This window comes from Bifidobacterium sp. ESL1133 (assembly GCF_058107325.1).
In genome coordinates, this window is sequence record NZ_JBYLUI010000001.1 from 421,863 (window position 1) to 442,062 (window position 20,200).

A 20,200-nucleotide genomic window follows, 5' to 3' on the forward strand; every position below is an offset into this window, starting at 1 on the left:
CTCTGGTTCTGATCGTTCATATACTCTCCTCAAGTGCTCGGCGCATGGCTTGCTCCAACCTCGCCATGCACGACGAACTGCATGCCGTCATCAGTGCCACCTGTTCCAGCGCTTGGTACAGTAACATCTCTTGGCCGCCTATGCTATATCCGTCCAGTTTACCCCATGATTGCAGCAGCAAACTTGGGTTCGGCTTATAAACTACGTCCAGCAACGCCGCAGGTACGTCTCTACCCCTTGCGCCAACAGGCCGATCAGCTTGTAGTAAATCCACAGCCAAGTCGTCTGCCGCATGGGCGGGCAGCGTGCTTATGACGATATCCGCACGCAGTAAAGCGGGAATCGCGTCGTTCAAGGGGATACACCGATAGCGCAGCTGATGCTCGGATTGGAGCGCCAGTTGTTCCAACGCATCACCGGTTTTAGGCCGGCGCGCGCAGACCGTGACTTGGTCAACCGGACCAATACCAGGAATCTGCAACTGAGTGCAGGCCGCCAGAGCCGAAAGCGCGGTGTTCCCGTTGCCCAGTATCACAGCATGGGCACCGTCTCTTCCCGTGGTGCGTGTCTCGTTGCCTTGCACGCATTCGTTGCCGTCAGAGTAGCTGAAGTCTGCCGAATTCGACGATTTCTCATCTTGCTGTTTGCAATGAGATGACCATAGGACTGCACCGCACTCAGACCATGCGTGACGAAACGCCATTACGATGCCGTTGACATCAGTGTTATAGAGATCAACACTGGGCATTTTCGATTGCTGCGACCAGTTTAATATCGCTGTATTAGAAACCATAAGTCTTTTTGACCATTGGTCTTGTGGTGTGCCGTATGGTTGAATCGTCCGTTTGAGCGGCATGGTGAGACTGAGCCCGCGCCATGAAGGATCCAAGCCGTTCAGGAACCTTTCGAGATCGCGTTCATCGACTTCTTGCCGCATGTACTCCCAGTCATCAAGGCCGAGCTCACGATACGCCGCCATGTGCAACACCGGCGATAACGAATGCGAAATCGGCTTGCCCAATACCGCACAATGATGATGTACGACTGTCATTCTCACTCCATTCTCTACGGCCATACTAGCCGACGCGAAGCATCACCCCTGTGGAGCAGCCTCGTCGCCGCTGTGCAGCGCTTCAAAAATAGCTTCGGCCTTGTGCTCTCCGACACCCTTCACCTGCTGGAGTTCCTCCACGCTCGCTGCTCGAATGGCTTTGAGGGAGCCGAATTTGGACAGCAACCGTTTCTGGAATGCTTCACCCACGCCGGGAATGTCATCGAGTGCTGAACGCAACGCTCCCTTTCTTCTGGAATTACGATGATAGGTAATGGCGAAACGATGGGATTCGTCACGTACTCGTTGCAGTAAGTACATGCCTTCGGACTGCCGTTTGAGGATGATGGGATAGTCATCGTCCGGCACCCATACCTCCTCGAGACGTTTAGCCAGACCGCAGACCGCCACATCGTCCACGCCACAGTCGTGCAGTGCGCGCGCTACCGCCTCAACCTGCGGTTTGCCGCCATCGACCACGATGAGGTTGGGCTTATAGGCAAAATGATGCGATGTGGTGTTCTGCTGCACGATTTGCGTCTCGTCGATTTCCGTTGACGACGCGACACGACTGTCGGAACTCGCGGTTTTTTCATGCCGCGCGTCCCCGCTGGGCTTGTCTTCGGCACTCGTCGATATCAAGGATGCTTGAGACTCCCGTGCTGCCTGAATACGTCGCTCGTTGTCGATGCTTTCTCCAGAGTCACCGGCGATGTTGCCGTGTTTGAAACGTCTGGTCAACGTCTCATACACCGCACTCAGATCGTCGAGCGCCCCCTTGCCGTCGTTGCCGCGGATGGCAAAACGTCGGTATTCGGACTTTTTGGCGATGCCGTCCTCGAATACAACCATGGATGCCACCTGGTAGATGCCTCCGATGGTGTTGGAGATGTCGTAACCTTCGATACGCAGCGGCGCTTCGCTTAACCCCAGCGCCTTGGCGACATCGTTCATGGCCTGTGTGCGAGCCCCTATGTCGCTGATACGGCTCATTTTGCTACGTTGCAACGCCAGTTTGGCGTTGTTGTTCGCGCGCTCCTGCAAAGTCCGCTTCTCGCCACGACTGGGGACGCGGATGGTGACGGCGGCACCGCGCAGACCTGACAACCACGTTTCAAGCTCGTTTTTGCGATCCGGTTCGATGGGAACCAGCACTTCGCGAGGTATCGGCGCAACAGGCGCCAGAAGGTCTCCACGGCCGGTCTGCACTTGTCGTTCACGACGTTCACGCGTGGCTTGGGCTCTTGAAACGCTGTCGGTGGCGGTCAGATGCTGCGTATGGGCGATGGCATCGCGTTTCTCTTCTATGGACACGGCATCGTCAAAGGAGTGTACGTCTTTTGCCTGTTCGTCGCGAGACTGATTCATCACATCCGAATACACTTGAACGATGAGGTCTGCGATGAGGCTGGCATCGTCAATATCTTCCACACGTTCCACACTCCAGTTACGCTCTCCTCGGATGGAACCTGCACGAACGAAGAATGCATGTACGGACGCTTCGAGTTCGTCTGCCTCAAAGCCAAACACGTCAGCATCGGTATCTTGTTCCAAGACCACCGCGTTCTGTTCGGAGACCGTTTTGAGCATGGCTATCTGGTCGCGCAACCGAGCCGCCTTCTCGAACTCCATCTCATTGCTGGCCTGTTTCATCTCCCGTGTGAGACCGGCAATATAGGTTTTGCCGAGCCGCCCGGTGAGTACACCAACCAGCTGCTCGCACATGCGCCGATGCTCTTGCTCATCGATTCTGGCTACGCATGGCGCAGAACATTTGCCGATGGAAGCCAGCAGGCAAGGCCTATTCGTCATCTGCGCCCGGTGAAAGGCAGTTGGCGAACAGGTGCGTACAGGAAAGGTCTTGAGCAGCTTGTCAAGGCTGTGCCGCAAATCCCACACCTTTGCGTAGGGGCCGAAATACCTTGTGTCACGCCGTTTGCGGTTACGGGTGATCCATACGCGCGGCACCTTTTCTCCGAGTGACACCGCTAAGTATGGATATGTTTTGTCATCTTTGAATACAACGTTGAACCGCGGGTCGAATTCCTTGATCCATGTGTATTCGAGCGTGAGCGCTTCGAGTTCAGTACCCACCACCGTCCATTCGAGACTGCGTGCGGTAAGTACCATGTTCTGCGTACGCGGGTGAAGCTGGGACAGCGGCTGAAAATAGAATGTGAGCCTGTTGCGCAGGTTCTTAGCCTTACCTACATAAATGACGCGTCCGTTGCCATCACGCCATTTGTATACACCGGGATCGGTGGGAATGTCACTGGTTCGAGGACGGAACAGGTCGCGAGAGTCCCCCAGCTGGCGTTGTGTCTTGCGCCACTGCCCCGAGTCTCTTTCCTGTCCCGTCTCTACCATGTCTTACCGCTCTCCTGTCTCTGCCACCGTCACTGTCACCGTTGAGGTTCCAACAGTGGTTTCAAATATTTGCCGGTCCAGCTCGCCTCATTCTTGGACACCTTCTCCGGGGTACCTTGCGCCACAATAGTACCGCCGCCTTCACCGCCTTCGGGACCGAGGTCAATGATCCAATCAGCGGCTTTCACCACATCCAGATTGTGCTCGATAACAATGACCGTGTTCCCCTTGTCCACCAAGCTTTGCAGCACCTGCAACAGTTTGCGAACATCCTCGAAGTGTAGACCGGTGGTCGGCTCGTCGAGAATGTACACCGTTTTCCCGGTGGAGCGGCGTTGCAGTTCGGTGGCCAGTTTGACGCGCTGGGACTCACCGCCGGAGAGCGTGGTGGCAGGCTGCCCCAGGCGAATATAACCCAATCCGACATCGACCAAGGTGTTGAGGTACCGGGAGATGGAAGTGTAGGCCTTGAAGAACTCGGCTGCCTCTTCGATGGGCATGTTGAGCACGTCCGCCACGGTTTTCCCGTTGTACTTGACTTCCAGCGTCTCACGGTTGTAACGCTGACCATGGCATTCCTCGCACTGCACGTACACATCCGGCAGGAAGTTCATTTCGATTTTGATCGTGCCGTCACCATGGCATGCCTCACAACGCCCGCCTTTGACATTGAAGGAAAAGCGTCCGGGCCCATAGCCTCGCACTTGGGCTTCGGGAGTTTTGGCGAACAGTTGACGAATCTTGTCCCACACACCGGTGTAGGTGGCCGGATTGGAACGCGGGGTGCGGCCGATCGGATTCTGGTCGACGTGAATCACCTTGTCGCACTGGTCAATGCCTTCGATGCGGGTGTGCTTGCCGGGCACAATACGGGCGCCGTTAAGCTTGTCTGCCAACGATGGATACAGAATCTGATTGATCAGCGTTGACTTGCCGGAACCGGACACACCGGTAATGCAGGTCATCACACCAAGCGGTATAGACACGTTGAGGTTCTTGAGGTTGTTCTCCCTAGCGCCCACGATTTTCAGTTCACGCGTCTTATCGATGCTGCGTCGCTGCTCCGGAACGGCTATCTGGCGACGACCGGCTATGTAGTCTCCGGTAACCGAACGGGAAGCATCTACGATGTGCGCGGCCGGGCCGGAGTAGATGACCTCTCCGCCGCTTTCACCGGCGCCCGGACCAATATCAACCAGCCAGTCGGCTTTTTCGATGGTCTCCTGATCATGCTCGACTACGATAAGTGTATTGCCCAAGTCACGCAGGTGGTGAAGCGTCTTGATGAGACGTTCGTTGTCACGCTGATGCAAACCGATGGAAGGCTCGTCGAGTACATACATGACGCCCACCAGGCCGGAACCGATTTGCGTTGCCAGACGAATACGCTGCGCTTCACCGCCTGAAAGCGTTTTCGCAGCTCGCGAGAGTGTCAGATAGTTCAAACCGACATCGTTGAGGAAGCCAAGACGTGCACGAATCTCTTTGAGCACTTCTCCTGCAATCTGCGCGGCGGCACCTTCGAGATTGAGGTTCTTGACCCACTCCAGGCTCGTGTGCACCGACATGTCACACACGTCGGCGATGGACTTGTCGTTTACCGTGACGGCAAGCACTTCCGGCCGTAGACGCTTGCCCGCGCAGGCCTGACACGGCACCTCACGCATATAGGACTCGTAGTAGAGCTTCATCTGATCGGATTCGGTTTCGTCGTGGCGACGCTTGAGCGTACGTACCACCCCTTCGAACCCGGTGCTGTATTCGCGCATACGGCCCCAACGGTTACGATACGACACCTGCACTTCAAAATCATGACCGTACATCACGGCATGGCGTACGTCCTCGGACAAGTCTTTCCAAGGGGTGTCAAGGCTAAAGTCCATCTCTTTGGCCAGACCTTCGAGCACGTGCCGATAATAGTCACCGGTGCCTTTGGTCATACCCCACGGCTCGATGGCGTTGTCGTTGAGCGACTTGCTTGGGTCCGGAATCACGAGTTCGGGATCGATTTCCAAGCTGTAACCGATGCCGGTGCAGTCAGGGCAAGCACCGTATGGAGCGTTGAAGGAGAATGTGCGAGGCTCGATCTCATCGAGTTCCAGCTGGTGCCCGTTGGGGCAGGAACGCTTCTCGGAGAACGGCTGTCGACGCTGTGGGTCTTTGTCGTCCTTATCTACGTAGTCGATGACCACAATGCCTTTGGCCAAGCGCAGTGCTGTCTCGATGGAATCGGTGAGACGCTGACGCATACCTTCCTTGACCGCCAGACGATCAACCACCACCTCTATGGTGTGCTTTTTCTGCTTGGTCAGCTTGATTTCGTCGGAAAGCTGCCTCATCTCACCGTCGATGAGGGCACGCGCATAGCCGTCGCCACGCAGCAGTTCCAGCAAGTCCTCGAATTCCCCCTTACGGCCACGAACAACTGGTGCCAACACCTGGAATCGCGTCTTTTCCGGATTCTTCATGAGCGCATCGACCATCTGCTGAGGCGTCTGCGCACTGACGAGTGCACCGCATTCAGGGCAGTGCGGCACACCGGTGCGAGCAAACAGCAGACGCAGGTAGTCATAAATCTCCGTGATGGTTCCCACCGTCGAACGCGGATTGCGATTCGTGGTCTTCTGGTCGATTGAGACCGCTGGGCTCAGACCTTCGATAAAGTCCACATCAGGCTTGTCCATCTGCCCCAGGAACTGACGGGCGTAGGCGCTCAATGACTCAACATAGCGCCGCTGCCCTTCGGCGAACAGCGTGTCGAACGCCAGTGACGATTTGCCGGAACCAGACAGACCGGTGAACACGACCATACGACTGCGCGGAACAGCGATGTTGACATTCTTCAGATTGTGCTCGCGAGCGCCTTGGATGGTGATTTTCAGGTCGCTGGGTATGTGGGAGATGTCCGCCACGAGCGAACCGTTCTGCGAGCGCAGGGGGGCTTTGGCGATTTCTTGTGACAGGAAGGTGTCGCCGTCCATGATTTTGCGCGCTGCAGCTTCGCTTGTGCCGCGTTCGGTGAGTTCCGTTGAATCCGTTGCCATGCCGTCCTCCGGACGTTTGAGTGTTCCGTTGAGGGTTTCAGTATAGCGAATGGGTTCGAACAATTGTTCGATTTCGGTACACGTGTCGCTATGATGGGGTGACAACCATAACCATTTCAACGCTGGGTGTATTGCCCGGCTTTTAGCGATATTGATGAGGGCGGAGCGCATGGCAATCGAGGGGCAGCAGTTGGAGATTCAGATCGGGGCGCGCACGCTGCTTAACCCCACTGACTTCCATGTGGCCAAGGGTGACAAGATTGGTTTGGTGGGACGTAACGGTGCCGGCAAAACCACGCTGACACGTGTCATTACCGGAGATTTGCTGCCTTCCGGCGGCAAGGTACGCATCACTGGCGAGTTGGGGTATTTGCCACAGGACACGCATGCGGCCGACCCCGAGCAGTCTGCGTTGGACCGCATGATGAGTGCGCGGGATATTGCCAGCATCATCAAGCGTATGCGTAAGGCCGAGAAGGATATGACCAGTCCTGACGTGAAGGTCATGGAAAAGGCAATGGACAAGTATGACAAGGCCATGCAGGCGTTTGACAAGGCCGGCGGTTATGCGGCACAGTCCGAGGCCATCTCCATGGCGTCGAGCTTGGGGTTGCCACAGGAAGTGATGCAGCAGCCGCTGGGCACGCTTTCTGGTGGGCAGCGCCGCCGTATAGAGCTGGCTCGTATTCTGTTCTCCGACGCTGACACGTTGATTCTTGATGAGCCTACGAATCACTTGGATGCCGATTCCATTGAATGGCTGCGCAGCTATCTGAAGCGTTTCGAGGGTGGGTTCCTGGTGATCTCCCACTCCACGGAGCTGCTGGACGAAGTGGTGAACAAGGTGTGGCATTTGGACGCGCAGACCGGCCAGATAGACATGTATTCTCTGGGCTGGAAGGCGTATCTGCACCAGCGTGTGGTGGATGAGGAACGTCGCCGCCGCGAACGCGAGGTTGCGCAGAAGAAAGCCGACCGCCTTATGAAGCAGGGCATTCGTTTGCACGCCAAGGCCACCAAGGCAGTGGCCGCTCAGAATATGATGCGCCGTGCGGAACGTTTGTTGGAGAACACGAGCGAGGCTCAGACACAGGAGAAGGTGGCCGATATTCGTTTCCCCGAGCCGGCCCCATGCGGACGCACTCCCATCATGGCCAAGGGCATTTCCAAGGCATATGGCTCGAACATCATTTTCTCGGGCATTGACTTGGCGATAGATAAAGGGTCACGTGTGGTTATCCTGGGCTATAACGGTGCCGGCAAGACCACCACACTGCGTATTCTCGCCGGTGAGGAGCAGGCCGATACCGGTGAGGTGGAGTATGGGCATGGCTGCAAGATCGGTTATTTTGCCCAGGAACACGATACGTTGGATCTCGAATCGAGCGTATTGGAGAATCTGCAGCATGTGGCCCCCGATTTGGATGATACGCACGCTCGTTCCATCTTGGGCAGTTTCCTCTTCTCCGGCGACGATGCGATGAAACCGGCGAAGGTGCTTTCCGGCGGCGAGAAGACGCGTCTGGCTTTGGCCACGCTGGTTACCTCACGTGCCAATGTGCTGCTGTTGGACGAACCGACAAACAACCTTGATCCGGCTTCGCGAGACGAGATTTTGAAGGCCATAGCCAAGTATGAGGGTGCTATCATCCTGGTTACTCACGATGAAGGCGCGGTGGAGGCGCTGAACCCGGAGCGTGTGCTGCTTATGCCTGACGGTGACGAGGATTTGTGGAACGACGAATATCTTGAATTGGTTGCTGAAGAGTAGACGCGCACCCTGCCGCACAAACGTCGACGCTATAGGCGGCGCTTGCAACAAGACGCCGACGCTCTCGGCATGATGACAGAAGGAGGGGCGCATGGCTCAGGAATCGGCGCATGATCGCGCAGATGGGCGGCACATGGATGCACTGCGCCACCACGCATACACTTCGCACACAGTGAGACGTATGGAGCAGCCCCTACTGGAGCGTGGCATGCCGTTGATGCGCATGGCTGCATCGACGGTTGCCCACGTAGCCGCACAGATGCTGGCTGAACGTGATGTGGTGCCGGAGCGCGCCAATATCGTGGTATTGGCCGGTGCTGGAGACAACGGAGGCGACGGCCTGTTCGCAGGTGCTCAATTGGCGCGACATGGCGCTTCCGTCACCACTATCGCCACAGGTCGCTCCTTGCATATGGCAGGCCTGTTGGCATTCACCCATGCCGGCGGCCAACTGCTGGTACTAGACGCGCAATCCACGATTCCCGGAGCAGCAAGTGGATTCAGTGCCGGTGAGGCCGGCGAGCGCTTGGAAATGGCCTTGGACATGATGACGCATGCCGACATGGTAATCGATGCCATGACCGGAATCGGCGCTCGCGGTGCATTGAGAGGAGTGGCGGCAACGCTGTGCCGCACCATGGTCCAGCACCATAGCGGAGCACCACAAGGCAGTACGAATCAGCGGCACTCACCATCCGTTTGCTCTGGTCGACGTCCGCTTTCGGCACTCGACGCTTCTTCCCCGTTGATCTTGGCGGTCGACGTGCCTTCCGGCGTTAGCGTTGATGACGGGGCGCTGCCGGGAGACTACATGCCTGCCGATGTGACGGTTATGTGCGGTGCCATGAAACCGTGTGCGGTGTTACCCCCCGCGTCAGAAGCGTGCGGCACCTTGGTGCTGGCCGATTTTGGATTTGATCTGGATGCCATGCCGTGCGCCGTAACCGTGATGAACGATGATTTGCTGTCACAGGTGTTACGCCGGCCGTTTGCCTCGGACTCCAAATACAGCCGAGGTGCTGCTGGGATGATGACCGGTTCGCAACGTTACCCCGGTGCCGCCGTGCTGGGTTGCCGCGCAGCAGCGGCTTCCAACATAGGCATGGTGCGCTATGTGGGACCGTCTTCTGTGGCCGAACGCGTGTTGGACGCATTGCCCGAGGCAGTGGTCGGCAAAGGACATGTGCAGGCATGGGTGGCCGGTTCCGGTGTACCTGACGCCGAGCATGCGCAGGGCATGGAGCCTGAGCGTGTGACTCTTGCGGCATTGCTGAAGCATTACGATGCGTCCGCCGGCTCACCACACGTGCAGGAAGCATATGCCATGCCGGCTTTGGTGGTGGATGCCGGAGCGTTGGATTTGCTGCCCGACCGTGTACCGCCCCAAGTCGTGCTGACCCCGCATACCGGCGAACTGGCGCGATTGCTGTCTCTTCGCGGAGAATCGGCAGGCGTGGACGACATCATTGCCCGGCCATGGTATTGGGCACGTAAAGCTCAGGTGCTGACTGGTGCCACAGTACTTCTGAAGGGGGCGATTACCGTAGTCGTCGGGCCGACTACAGAGCGCAACGTCCCTTCAGACCTCAACGTCCAGTCTGACGCAGCTGGCGAGAATACGACTGATGATGCAGGCACGGTGACGCTTACTGCAGGCAACGGTCCGGCTTGGCTGGCAACGGCTGGTTCAGGCGATGTGCTGGCGGGTATCCTCGGCGCATTGCTGGCACAGCAGGATGAGGCAGCATGGCGTGACCATCCAGAGCATATCGCCCTTGTCGCTGCTGCCGCCAGCCGACTCCACGGGCTGGCAGCCGGGCAGGCCAGCGGTGGCAATCAATGCGGCTGGCGGCCGCCGCTCGTCGTGAGCGCCCAATCTCCAGAGCCGCAGGATCTACACCACTCAGGACCGCTGGGACATCCCATCACAGCATCCGACCTGATTGCCCCCATCCCCCACATCATCGGCTCTCTGTTGCATTGAACGCTCGTTGAAAGGACCATCATGGCAACACCATCGTCACTACACTCGCTTCACAGCGATACCCCCACTCCACCGTCGCACACCGAACCGCACGCGCCGGTCAACGATGTGATTTTCGACTTCGGCGGCGTGCTCATACACATCGACTATCGGGCGTGCCTGGAGGGTCATTGCCCGCCCGAGGTGCTGGACCGTCTCGGCACCGAGCATAACGCGTACGGATTCTACGAGTATGAGGACCGCATGGACGCCGGCGAACTCATCGCCGATGTGCTCAAGGACTACCGTGCCGAGTTCGGTGCCGAGATGGCCGAGGTGTTCCGCTACTACGTCGAACATTACGATGACGCCATGGCAGGTATGGTGTACGGCATGGAACAACTGGTGCGCGATCTCAAAGCGGCCGGATACGGGGTGTGGGGCTTGACGAACTGGTCGAGCGAGACATTCCACTACGTGCATGAGAAGTTCCCGCAGATCGAGGAGCTGCTGGACGGAACAGTGGTTTCCGGCGTCGAGCATATGCACAAGCCAAACGCCGACATCTTCGAACTGGCACTGTCCCGGTACGGTCTCACGGCCGGCGGCACCGCGTTTCTCGACGACAACGCGAACAATGTCGGTGCCGCTTCGGCGCTCGGCATCCACGCCCGCCTCTTCACCTCGCAACCGCAGGCCAGGACGGCATTGCATGACATGGGTCTTGAGTTCTGACAGGATATAACTCATATCTATAGGGCAGACGGTGCAAAAGCGTTCATAAACGGCGGTTTGGCGCCCAAGGTTGCTTCTGATGCTATAGAATCCAGTTATGACTCTGCTGCAACTCAAATATATCGTCACCATCGCCGAATGCGGTTCCATGAACGAAGCGTCCCACGAGCTCTACATCTCCCAGCCGGCGTTGAGCTCGTCGGTGCGCGAACTCGAGCACGAGATGGGCATAGAGATCTTCACCCGTTCTTCTCAAGGCATCTCCCTTACCGACGACGGGGCCGAATTCCTCACCTACGCTCGCCAAGTGCTCGACCAGGCCGCTCTGATGGACGACAGGTATAAGCACGTCAAACCTCGCAAGCAGCTGTGCAGCGTCTCCACGCAGCATTACATGTTCGCTGTGGAAGCATTCGTGGCCATGATCGATTCCATTCAATCGCAGGAATACGAATTTACCTTGCGTGAGACAGGAACTCGAGACATCATTGAACGGGTATCCACGCTACGCTCGGAGATCGGCATCCTCTACCTGTCCGATTTCAACAAGGATGTGATCGGCAAATTCATGCGCGCCAAGCATGTGCAGTTCCACCCGCTCTTCCGCGCCCCGCTGCACGTTTTCATTTCACGCGACAACCCGCTGGCAAGCAAGGAGCGCGTGACCATGGACGATTTGCAGCCTTACCCGTTCCTGCAGTATGAACAGGGAAACAATGACAGTTTCTACTTTGCCGAAGAGGCGGTTCGTCCCGATTACTCCCCCAAACGCATTGACGTGACCGACCGCGCCACCATGCTCAATTTCATCATCGGGCTCAATGCCTATACGGTGTGCAGCGGCATCGACAACGGCGATTTGAACAACGAGAAGATCGTCACTGTGCCTTTGGAAAGCGACGAGACTATGCTGGTGGGGTGGATCACCAATGAGCGTGCCAGCCTCTCTTCAGCTGCTCAATCATACCTGGGAAAGCTGCGGCAAGTGTTGCAACAGCACGGATATGCAATCATCGAATAAACAGTATGCAATGTCTATGCGAATCGTGTGAATTTTTATTCACTGCATATCCATCCGATATCCACTTATTATGCATGTATATGCATGCATACATAAAGTTGCAGCAACGTCACCCAAGACAGCAACCCCGTAACCGGTCTGTTCCTTTACATCTGGCTGCACCACATCTCCCCAAGCCCGACATATCAGTACTTGCCAGTCGCCGCACGACCCTTCGTCCACCACGACTCGCAACAGAACGCGACGTTGACTTCAAGCACTTGAACTGCATTAGCATGACAAGCACAGCACCCCTTATCGGAGAGCGGTAGAGAAAGGCAACCATGAACACCATCCTGAACGAAACCTACACGCTGCCCAACGGCATCACCATACCCGACATCGGCCTTGGCACATGGCTGATGGACGACAAGGAAGCCCGACAAGCGACGTGCCAGGCGATACAAAACGGATACCGGCACATTGACACCGCACAGGCATACGGCAATGAGCATGGCGTCGGACAAGGCATACAAGACAGCGGCGTTCGACGTGAAGACATATTCGTCACCACGAAGCTCGCCGCAGAAGCCAAAGACTATGACACAGCCAGCCAAGCCATCGACGAGTCGCTGGAACAGCTTGGGCTGGACTACATCGACCTTATGATCATCCACAGCCCACAGCCATGGGATAGTTTCCGTGAAGGTGAGTACGCACAAGGCAATCGCGAGGCATGGAGAGCACTCGAAAACGCCTACAATGACAGTAAACTACGCGCCATCGGCGTTTCCAACTTCCGCCGGACGGACATCGACAACATTCTTTCCGCGTGCACCGTCAAGCCCATGGTCAACCAAGTGCTCGCGCACATCGGCAACACCCCGCTCGACCTCTTCGACTACTGCAAATCACAAGGCATGCTCATGGAGGCCTACTCCCCTATAGCTCATGGCACCATTCTGGCCGATGCCGACATCGCCGCCATGGCAGAACGCTACCACGTCAGCCCGGCACAACTCTGCATCCGCTACACCCTGCAGCTCGGCGCCGTTGCCCTACCAAAGACAGCCGACCCGGAACACATGCGCCAGAACGCCGACGTCGACTTCGCTATTAGCGACGAGGATATGGGTACACTCATGTCCTTCAAGCCTTTGACCAACTACGGCGAATACACGAATTTCCCGGTCTATAGCGGCAAATAACGGCCACATCACATTCCGTGAGCACTTTTCAAGGAGCAACATGCAAATCGACTCTCTGGAAACGTTGGAAATCAGCCGATTCTGATTTCACTGCATCCTAATTCCCCTTGAAAAGTGCTCACGGAATGCACAATCAACGGCATTCACCACCGTTTTCGGCACTAGGTATCAAGCGCCGTAGCGTTGCAGGTAGGAGCGGGCAGCTTCACTTGTCTTGTCCGTGAGCAGCGGGGTGCCATCCGCAGCGGTCATGCCACTTGCAGCGGCGAAAAGTTCGCGCACATTGGCAATGGCACGCACCGGGAAGCCGAACTCCTGTTCCACCGCGGCAACGGCGGATATATCCGAGTCCCCGGTTTTTTCCATGCGATCCACACTGAGTACCAGACCCACCACCTCAACGTCGGCCGCGGTCGCAATCTTCGCCATGACCTCGTGTACGGCGGTGCCAGCTGTCATCACATCGTCGACGAGCAACACCTTCATGCCGTCCTTCAGCGGCGTGCCAACGAAGAGGCCCCCGTCACCATGATCCTTGGCTTCCTTGCGGTCAAACGTGTAGCCGATGGGCATACCGTGCGCATCCATTGCCATTGCCGTGGACACAGCCAGAGGAATACCTTTATATGCAGGTCCAAATACGGTGTCGATGCCTCCGGGCAGCGTACCATCAGCAACGCACTGTGCGATTTTCTCAGCGTAGAATGCGCCGAGAGTGGCGATTTTGCTGCCGTCGTCAAAGGCACCGGCATTGATGAAATACGGCGACTGGCGACCGGATTTCAGTGTGAAGTCACCAAATTTCAACGCACCGGAGCGCAGCAGAAACTCGGTGAACCGAGCGTCGATCGAAACCGGAGAGGAAGTTCCGGCACCGGGTGTGCTGTTGTACATCACATCATCATTCATCATATATCCTTTTCTTCTGTATATATTTCATATTTTGAGTACTGTTCCGGTCACAGGCTTCAGCCAACACTCCCGTCCAGCATTCACCGCCTGCCGCCATGCGCGTCGCTTTCCTGACACACAGATGCCGAGAACCAGCGCTCTGCGGCCAGTCCATGACGAATAACTGCATATGCCGCAGTCGAGCGATCACCGCCACGTTTTGCCGCTGGCCAACCGTTGCGCCAATTCCGGACGCTCATCGAGCAATGCCTCCAACTCTCGCGCCACACGCATGGGTGCCGCCGGATCCCACAACGCCGCAGCACCGACCTGCACTGCATTGGCACCGGCATACAGGTATTCGAGCGCCTTCTCCCCCGAGTCAATGCCACCGATGCCGATGATGGGAATCTGCGGCAATGCCTGGCGCACACGCCACACAAAGCTCAGCGCGATGGGAAATATCGCCGGGCCGGAAACCCCTCCGGTAACGTTGGCGAGAATCGGCTCTCCGGAACGTACATCAATGCGCATGCCCACCAACGTGTTGATGAGGCTCAGCGCATCGGCACCGGCGTCGACGGCCGCCTTCGCCACAGTGACAATGTCGGTGACGTTGGGCGACAACTTAACCACCATGGGTTTGTCGGTCAGCGCACGCAAATGGGCGATAAGCGCGGACAGCACCGCAGGGTCGGTGCCTACACTCATGCCACCGTGGCTCACATTCGGGCAGCTCACGTTGATTTCGAGCATGTCGGCATCGCTGCCATCAAGCCGTTCCACCACCTGCGCGTAATCGTCGTCACTGTGCCCGGCCACGTTGGCCACCACTGTGGCACCAAGCGATTTGAGAGCCGGCAGCTCGTCGGCAAGGTAATGATCGACGCCCGGGTTCTGCAATCCGACGGCATTGATCATGCCGGCCGGGCTTTCGGCCGCACGCGGACCTGGGTTGCCCTCCCAAGGCACGGGAGAGACACCCTTGGTACCCACGGAACCAAGCTGGGCCGGGTCATAATAATCGCAGCAAGCCGCCAGCTGGAATGTGCCCGATGCCGTACCGACCGGGTTCTTCCAAGGCACCCCAGCCACCACGGTAGGATGTTGCCATTGCATCTCTGTGTTTTCTGCTGTGTTCATGCCGTCCACCCCAATTCTTCAGGACTAAATACCGGTCCATCCGTACACACCTTGCGTCGGCCTTGTGCGGTTTCGACCACACACGCCACACAGGCACCAAACCCACATCCCATACGAGCCTCCAAGCTCAGCTGGGAGGGAATGCCACGTGCGCTGGCCCACTGCGCCACCGCACGCATCATCGGTGTCGGCCCGCAGGAGAGAATGACGGGACGCAGCACGTTACCATCGCCGTCGGTCACATCGAGTTCACTCTCCATGTGCTCCAGCAAATCAATCACATTGCCTTCATCATTGCTGATGGCATGCATACGTCCGACCGGTACGAACCGCTGCGTCAAACCGTCTGCGAAGTGCATGTCCCGGTAACCGAACGCAGTGGTCACCCGCACGTCGTTTCTGGCGCTGAGTTTCTGTGCGGCATACAGCAGTGGCGGCACACCGAGACCACCGCCGACAAGCACGTAGTTCGCGCTCGCATCCACATTGAACGGATTGCCGAGCGGCCCTAACACATCTACCGTATCGCCAGCGCTTAGCGTACTGAATTCGCGGGTGCCTTCGCCGACGATCTGATAGATGAGCGCCACATCGTCTCCGCTGACATACGCCACTCCAAACGGTCTGGGAAGCAGGGTCATGGCGTTGGACGGGTACAGATTCACAAATTGTGCCGGTTGGGCATGCTTGGCAGTGTAGGCGTCACGCACCACCAGCTCATAGACGCCTTGACGATCGTCCAGCACCCGCTGGGAGATAACCGGTACGGTTCGTCGTCCAGGTTTGTTGCCACCTTCGCCATTGCGAGCGCCAACACGTTCGCCGGGCACCATCGGAGCACCTCCAAAGCCGGCATCATTCGCCGCGCCTCCTGCAGGGGCACGATTGCCGGTGGTCATAAACGGTGAAACAGTCATTGCTCTCCTCGATCGTAGCTGAAATGATGAGCATCGAAACGTTCTACTGAACGAATACGGCTTTCGGATTGCGCTGCCATCAGCGGTCCTTTATGGCTTGGTTGAGGTCATCACGCATGGTGACGGCGGCCGTGGCCGCACTACTGGACACCAGGTCGAGCGCTTCTTGGACACTCATGTCATCGCTGTAGGCGCCAGCCGTGCGCCATGCACCGATGATGCCGCGCGAGGAGTTGACTATGGCACCGGAACCGTGGGCATCGAACATGCCGGCCACGTCGGCAGCCGTGCCGCCTTGTGCTCCGTAGCCTGGTACCAGGAAAAACGTGTGCGGCATCCGTTCGCGCAATGCGCGGCCTTGTTCGGGATGTGTGGCGCCTACCACCGCGCCCAATCGGGAGTAACCGTATTCACCGATGCTGTCGGCACCCCAGTGTTCCACCAAGTCGGCTACGTGTTCATAGAGGTGTTCGCCGCCGGTTAGTTCCAGTTCCTGAATTTCACGGCTGGACGGATTCGAGGTGCGTACCAAGGCGAATACGTCCTTGTCGGTGGCCGCTGCCGCATCGGTGAATGGTGTGACACCGTCGCTGCCGAGATAGGGATTGACGGTGACTGCATCTTCCATCCATGGCCGACCGTCGCAATTCCCCGGCTGAGTGGCATCTGGCCGAGCGGCAACGCCGGTGAGATGTCTGGCGTAGGCGGACGCGGTGGAACCGATGTCGCCGCGCTTGATGTCGCCAAGCACATACAGGCCCCGTTCGTGCGCATACGCGCAAGTACGATGGTAGACGTCGATTCCTGCTGCACCATACGCTTCATACATGGCAATCTGCGGTTTTACGGCCGGTACGATGCCGGCTACCGCGTCGATGATGGCACGGTTGAACAGGTAAAATGCCGACATCACACGGGACGTATGGTCCTCTCCAACCGTTTCCTCATTCGCCGGGTATACATCGCAAGCACTCTCATCTGAAGCCTGCTCTTGTGCCGGCACCTGTTGTGCGCCTTTGCCCAGATCACCGTTACTTGCCGAACACATGGACGTGATGATTTGCTTCGGTACGAGCGCTTCGGTCGGGTCAAGCCCGACGATGCTGGGATTGTGTGTGGCTGCTATGACTTCGATCAGACGATCCATATATTCCTCCCGATCCGCGGTTCTTGGGTTTCCGCTGAGTTGTGCATGGCGTTTCCTGCCATGCCAAACCGCATGTGCAGGGTGCTGTTCTTTACGTTCTGTATAGGGTTTCGTCTAGCTGTTTGTCTCGAGTCGAGCGTGAGGGATGCGGCTCATCACCAACCTCCCGTCCAGCACCGTGGCCAGTGGCAGACCGGTGAGTTCCCACCCGGCGAACGGGGTATTGCGCGCCTTGGAATGGAAGCGTTGAGGCTCCACCGTCCAGTGGCGTTTGGTGTCCAGCAGCACCAGGTTTGCCGGCGGCAGGCCACTGGTGTTGCGCAAATCCAAAACTCGTCGGGGCGCGCTCTGCGGCACCGCCGCTGGAGACGCGCCGTCAAGCATTGCGGTAATGTCTGTTGCCGTAACTCCCATGAGATTCATCGGGCGCACCGACATGAGTTCGATGAGCCGTTTTTCGTCGATGAGTTTGGAGTCCACAAGTGCGCGATGGCACACGCCGTATGCGGTTTCCAGACCGATGATGCCGTTGGGAGCAGCCTGCAGTCCGGCTTGCTTGTCACTGATGGTGTGCGGTGCATGGTCGGTGGCAATCATGTCTACCGTGCCGTCCGTCACTGCCTCAAGCGTGGCCTGCCGGTCGACGCGCGAGCGCAACGGCGGGTTCATTTTGGCCATGGCACCCAGCTCCCGCACATCCTCGTCGCACAATGCCAGATAGTGCGGGGCGGTTTCGCAGGTTACCGGCAGCCCCTCGGCCTTTGCCTGCCGGATGGCGTCGAAGGCTGTTGCCGTGCTGACGTGTTGGAAGTGGACGGCCACACCGGTGCGGCGTACCGCCTCGATGTCTCGGCTCACCACCGCCAGTTCGGTAGCGGCGGGAACTCCTGGCACGCCCAGTTCCCGACTGACGGCCCCCTCATTGATAACTCCCCGGTCATGGTGTTCGCAATGTTCAAGCACGGGCAGACCGGTGACTTGAGCGGTGTGCAGCACCTGGTCGAGGATGCCCGGCTCAATGGCCGATCCGTCGTCGCTGATGGCAGCCAAACGATGCTGTAAAGAGCTCAGGCGTGCGATGTCTTCCGCACTGGTGGCAAGAGCACCTTCTCGACGGCGTGAGGCACATATGGAGAGCATGTAGTGCACCGGCAAGGATGTGCCGTGCGTATGCTCGTACCGGTCAAGGTAATCCAGCACACTGGTGGCACCACACTGGCGCAACTCATCCGCTCCTGGCTCGCTCGCGCCGATATATTCCCCGCCGACATGCTCCTTGCTCATGCTGCCAGCGTCACCGTTCTCATCTGGAGAGAAGCTTCTTCCATCAGCGGCAGGAATCGTATTGGGCATGATGAGCACATCGGTATAACCGCCCGATGCGGCCGCCCGAGCACCGGACAGCATATCTTCCTTCTCGCGCTGCCCGGGGTCGCGGAAGTGAACATGCGGGTCGGCGAATCCCGGGGCGAGCGTGAGTCCTGAACCGTCCACCACGCCTTCGTTCACCACTCCGGGTTCGATAATCGCCTCTGGCGAGCGAGGCGTGTCTGCAGATGGTGCGGTACGTGCGATAACGTCGATGTGCTCGTCGGTGTCCCAAACCTGCACGTTTCGTATAGTCAGCATGTTGGCACCTGTACTTTCTCGTCGCAATACCTACACCTCGCTGCGCCGTCATCGGCCCGGTAGAACCGCGGAGCCGCGTATGGTTCGCATCCGCTCATGCATCGCGGGTTGCCACAGACCAGATTCGTCTGCTGTATCTCCACAACTTCTCGAGGACGCATTGCCTCGCCTTCTGCGCCGGCACCGTTTTCCATGCCGTCGCCCGTGTTCGAGGAGACATACCCCGGCAGGTCGTCACCCAGCACGGAGCTCAGCAGGGCCATGCGCATCAGCATACCGTACTTGGTTTGTTCGAAGTAAGCGGCTCTGGGGTCGCGGTCCACGTCGGCCGCAATCTCGTTGACCCTGGGCAACGGGTGAAGGATTGCCATATCGGTTTTGGCGGCGCACAGCTTGGCGGCATCCAGGATATAGGTGTCCCGCAGCCGCAGATAGTCGGCTTCGTTGTCAAAACGTTCCTGCTGGACTCGAGTCATGTACAGCGCGTCAAGCTCGCCGATGGCATCGGCAAGATCGGTCACTTGCGTGTAGGAGCAGGTGGGGTTCGCTTCGATGCAGTCGAGCACGTAGCGCGGCAGACGCAACTCGTCGGGGCTGATGAGCACGAAACGCACATGCCCGAAACGGCACAGGGTTTGGATGAGCGAGTGCACGGTACGCCCGAATTTCAGGTCGCCGCACAGACCGAGGGTGAAGTGTTCGAGTCGGCCAAGCCGGGCATGAAGCGTGGCTAGGTCGGCCAGTGTTTGGGTGGGATGCATATGACCGCCGTCACCCGCATTGATGACGGGTATGCTGGCCGCCTCGGCCGCCACCAGTGCGGCACCATCCTTGGGGTGCCGTATCGCGGCCACGTCGGCGTAATTTGACATTACGAAAAGTGTGTCAGCCACCGTCTCGCCTTTGCTGGCCGACGAGGAGCCGGCACCAGCAAAGCCGACTACCTGACCGCCAAGTCGCAACATGGCGGTTTCAAAGCTCAGGCGAGTGCGAGTGCTGGGCTCATAAAACAAAGTGGCCAACACTCTGCCGGAACAGGTGTCAGCCACTGCTGTGCGATGGGAATCGATGTAGCGCGCCTTGGCTATCAATTCACGTATCGACGAAACGGGTATATCGTCCAACGTCACCACGCTGGAACCCGTCAAAGAAATATCGAATCCGCCTAGGGCACTCTGCGCGGCTCCCGACGGCGATGCATGCGTTAGTGACATGACCCACCTCTATATCCAAGGTGGTCACCCTGTGTGACCGGATTCACCATACTCGCCCTCGGCGACAGGACACCTGCAAAACGTCCTGCGCCACTTCCCCACAGCACTGCGCAAACACGG

Annotated in this window: 14 protein-coding genes; 5 read left to right on the plus strand and 9 right to left on the minus strand. The window is 57.9% G+C overall.

What is annotated here, in order from left to right; genetic code table 11:
- Positions 1-16: 16 nt before the first annotated feature.
- Genes AC3B5A_RS01735 through uvrA form a run of 3 tightly spaced genes read right to left on the minus strand, consistent with a single transcriptional unit; the run spans position 17 to position 6,399 of the window.
- Positions 17-1,051 (minus strand): shikimate dehydrogenase family protein, encoded by a 1,035-nt coding sequence (locus AC3B5A_RS01735; RefSeq protein ID WP_489798321.1) that lies wholly within the window; start codon positions 1,049-1,051, stop codon positions 17-19.
- Between the two features lie 42 nt (positions 1,052-1,093).
- Complete coding sequence (gene uvrC / locus AC3B5A_RS01740) at positions 1,094-3,418, minus strand: excinuclease ABC subunit UvrC (protein WP_489798323.1); 2,325 nt, start codon at positions 3,416-3,418, stop codon at positions 1,094-1,096.
- Between the two features lie 35 nt (positions 3,419-3,453).
- Positions 3,454-6,399, minus strand: coding sequence for an excinuclease ABC subunit UvrA (gene uvrA / locus AC3B5A_RS01745; RefSeq protein WP_489798516.1), 2,946 nt, complete (start codon positions 6,397-6,399; stop codon positions 3,454-3,456).
- A 232-nt stretch (positions 6,400-6,631) separates the two neighbouring features.
- On the opposite strand from uvrA, the gene AC3B5A_RS01750 reads away from it, so the two are divergent.
- The 5 genes from AC3B5A_RS01750 (at position 6,632) to AC3B5A_RS01770 (ending at position 13,139) form a co-directional block, all read left to right on the plus strand.
- A complete protein-coding gene (locus tag AC3B5A_RS01750; protein ID WP_489798324.1) occupies positions 6,632-8,233 on the plus strand; it encodes an ABC-F family ATP-binding cassette domain-containing protein in 1,602 nt (533 codons plus the stop codon).
- A 91-nt stretch (positions 8,234-8,324) separates the two neighbouring features.
- The gene (locus tag AC3B5A_RS01755; RefSeq protein WP_489798326.1) at positions 8,325-10,217 is read left to right on the plus strand and encodes a bifunctional ADP-dependent NAD(P)H-hydrate dehydratase/NAD(P)H-hydrate epimerase; all 1,893 of its coding nucleotides are present in this window, start codon (positions 8,325-8,327) and stop codon (positions 10,215-10,217) included.
- A 21-nt stretch (positions 10,218-10,238) separates the two neighbouring features.
- Complete coding sequence (locus AC3B5A_RS01760; RefSeq protein WP_489798328.1) at positions 10,239-10,931, plus strand: HAD family hydrolase; 693 nt, start codon at positions 10,239-10,241, stop codon at positions 10,929-10,931.
- Between the two features lie 97 nt (positions 10,932-11,028).
- The gene (locus AC3B5A_RS01765; protein ID WP_489798329.1) at positions 11,029-11,952 is read left to right on the plus strand and encodes a LysR family transcriptional regulator; all 924 of its coding nucleotides are present in this window, start codon (positions 11,029-11,031) and stop codon (positions 11,950-11,952) included.
- 323 nt (positions 11,953-12,275) lie between these two features.
- The gene (locus tag AC3B5A_RS01770; protein WP_489798331.1) at positions 12,276-13,139 is read left to right on the plus strand and encodes an aldo/keto reductase; all 864 of its coding nucleotides are present in this window, start codon (positions 12,276-12,278) and stop codon (positions 13,137-13,139) included.
- Between the two features lie 168 nt (positions 13,140-13,307).
- Here AC3B5A_RS01770 and pyrE read toward each other — a convergent pair whose 3' ends face one another.
- The 6 genes from pyrE to pyrB all read right to left on the minus strand — a co-directional run bounded on the left by pyrE (position 13,308) and on the right by pyrB (position 20,020).
- Positions 13,308-14,033 carry an orotate phosphoribosyltransferase gene (pyrE, locus tag AC3B5A_RS01775; RefSeq protein WP_489798518.1) on the minus strand — a complete coding sequence of 242 codons (726 nt, stop codon included), beginning with the start codon at positions 14,031-14,033 and terminating at the stop codon, positions 13,308-13,310.
- Between the two features lie 204 nt (positions 14,034-14,237).
- Entirely contained in the window at positions 14,238-15,173 is a 936-nt protein-coding gene (locus AC3B5A_RS01780) for a dihydroorotate dehydrogenase (protein ID WP_489798333.1), read from the minus strand.
- Positions 15,170-16,006 carry a dihydroorotate dehydrogenase electron transfer subunit gene (locus AC3B5A_RS01785; RefSeq protein WP_489798519.1) on the minus strand — a complete coding sequence of 279 codons (837 nt, stop codon included), beginning with the start codon at positions 16,004-16,006 and terminating at the stop codon, positions 15,170-15,172. Before AC3B5A_RS01785 ends, AC3B5A_RS01780 begins: the two co-directional genes overlap by 4 nt.
- A 163-nt stretch (positions 16,007-16,169) precedes the next feature.
- A complete protein-coding gene (pyrF, locus tag AC3B5A_RS01790; RefSeq protein ID WP_489798335.1) occupies positions 16,170-17,237 on the minus strand; it encodes an orotidine-5'-phosphate decarboxylase in 1,068 nt (355 codons plus the stop codon).
- 114 nt (positions 17,238-17,351) lie between these two features.
- On the minus strand, positions 17,352-18,866 hold the full coding sequence (locus AC3B5A_RS01795) for a dihydroorotase (protein WP_489798337.1): 1,515 nt from the start codon (positions 18,864-18,866) through the stop codon (positions 17,352-17,354).
- Complete coding sequence (gene pyrB, locus AC3B5A_RS01800; protein ID WP_489798521.1) at positions 18,860-20,020, minus strand: aspartate carbamoyltransferase; 1,161 nt, start codon at positions 20,018-20,020, stop codon at positions 18,860-18,862. The genes AC3B5A_RS01795 and pyrB overlap by 7 nt, the downstream gene beginning before the upstream one ends.
- Positions 20,021-20,200: the final 180 nt, after the last annotated feature.

What these genes read in the sequence shown, in the direction of transcription:
- AC3B5A_RS01770 (WP_489798331.1), top strand. Translation starts at nt 12,276, where the DNA reads ATGAACACCATCCTGAACGAAACCTACACGCTGCCCAACGGCATCACC.
- AC3B5A_RS01760 (WP_489798328.1), top strand. Translation starts at nt 10,239, where the DNA reads ATGGCAACACCATCGTCACTACACTCGCTTCACAGCGATACCCCCACT.
- uvrC (WP_489798323.1), bottom strand. Translation starts at nt 3,418, where the DNA reads ATGGTAGAGACGGGACAGGAAAGAGACTCGGGGCAGTGGCGCAAGACA.
- uvrA (WP_489798516.1), bottom strand. Translation starts at nt 6,399, where the DNA reads ATGGACGGCGACACCTTCCTGTCACAAGAAATCGCCAAAGCCCCCCTG.
- AC3B5A_RS01795 (WP_489798337.1), bottom strand. Translation starts at nt 18,866, where the DNA reads ATGCTGACTATACGAAACGTGCAGGTTTGGGACACCGACGAGCACATC.
- AC3B5A_RS01755 (WP_489798326.1), top strand. Translation starts at nt 8,325, where the DNA reads ATGGCTCAGGAATCGGCGCATGATCGCGCAGATGGGCGGCACATGGAT.
- AC3B5A_RS01765 (WP_489798329.1), top strand. Translation starts at nt 11,029, where the DNA reads ATGACTCTGCTGCAACTCAAATATATCGTCACCATCGCCGAATGCGGT.
- AC3B5A_RS01750 (WP_489798324.1), top strand. Translation starts at nt 6,632, where the DNA reads ATGGCAATCGAGGGGCAGCAGTTGGAGATTCAGATCGGGGCGCGCACG.
- pyrF (WP_489798335.1), bottom strand. Translation starts at nt 17,237, where the DNA reads ATGGATCGTCTGATCGAAGTCATAGCAGCCACACACAATCCCAGCATC.
- pyrE (WP_489798518.1), bottom strand. Translation starts at nt 14,033, where the DNA reads ATGTACAACAGCACACCCGGTGCCGGAACTTCCTCTCCGGTTTCGATC.
- AC3B5A_RS01780 (WP_489798333.1), bottom strand. Translation starts at nt 15,173, where the DNA reads ATGAACACAGCAGAAAACACAGAGATGCAATGGCAACATCCTACCGTG.
- AC3B5A_RS01735 (WP_489798321.1), bottom strand. Translation starts at nt 1,051, where the DNA reads ATGACAGTCGTACATCATCATTGTGCGGTATTGGGCAAGCCGATTTCG.
- AC3B5A_RS01785 (WP_489798519.1), bottom strand. Translation starts at nt 16,006, where the DNA reads ATGGTGCCCGGCGAACGTGTTGGCGCTCGCAATGGCGAAGGTGGCAAC.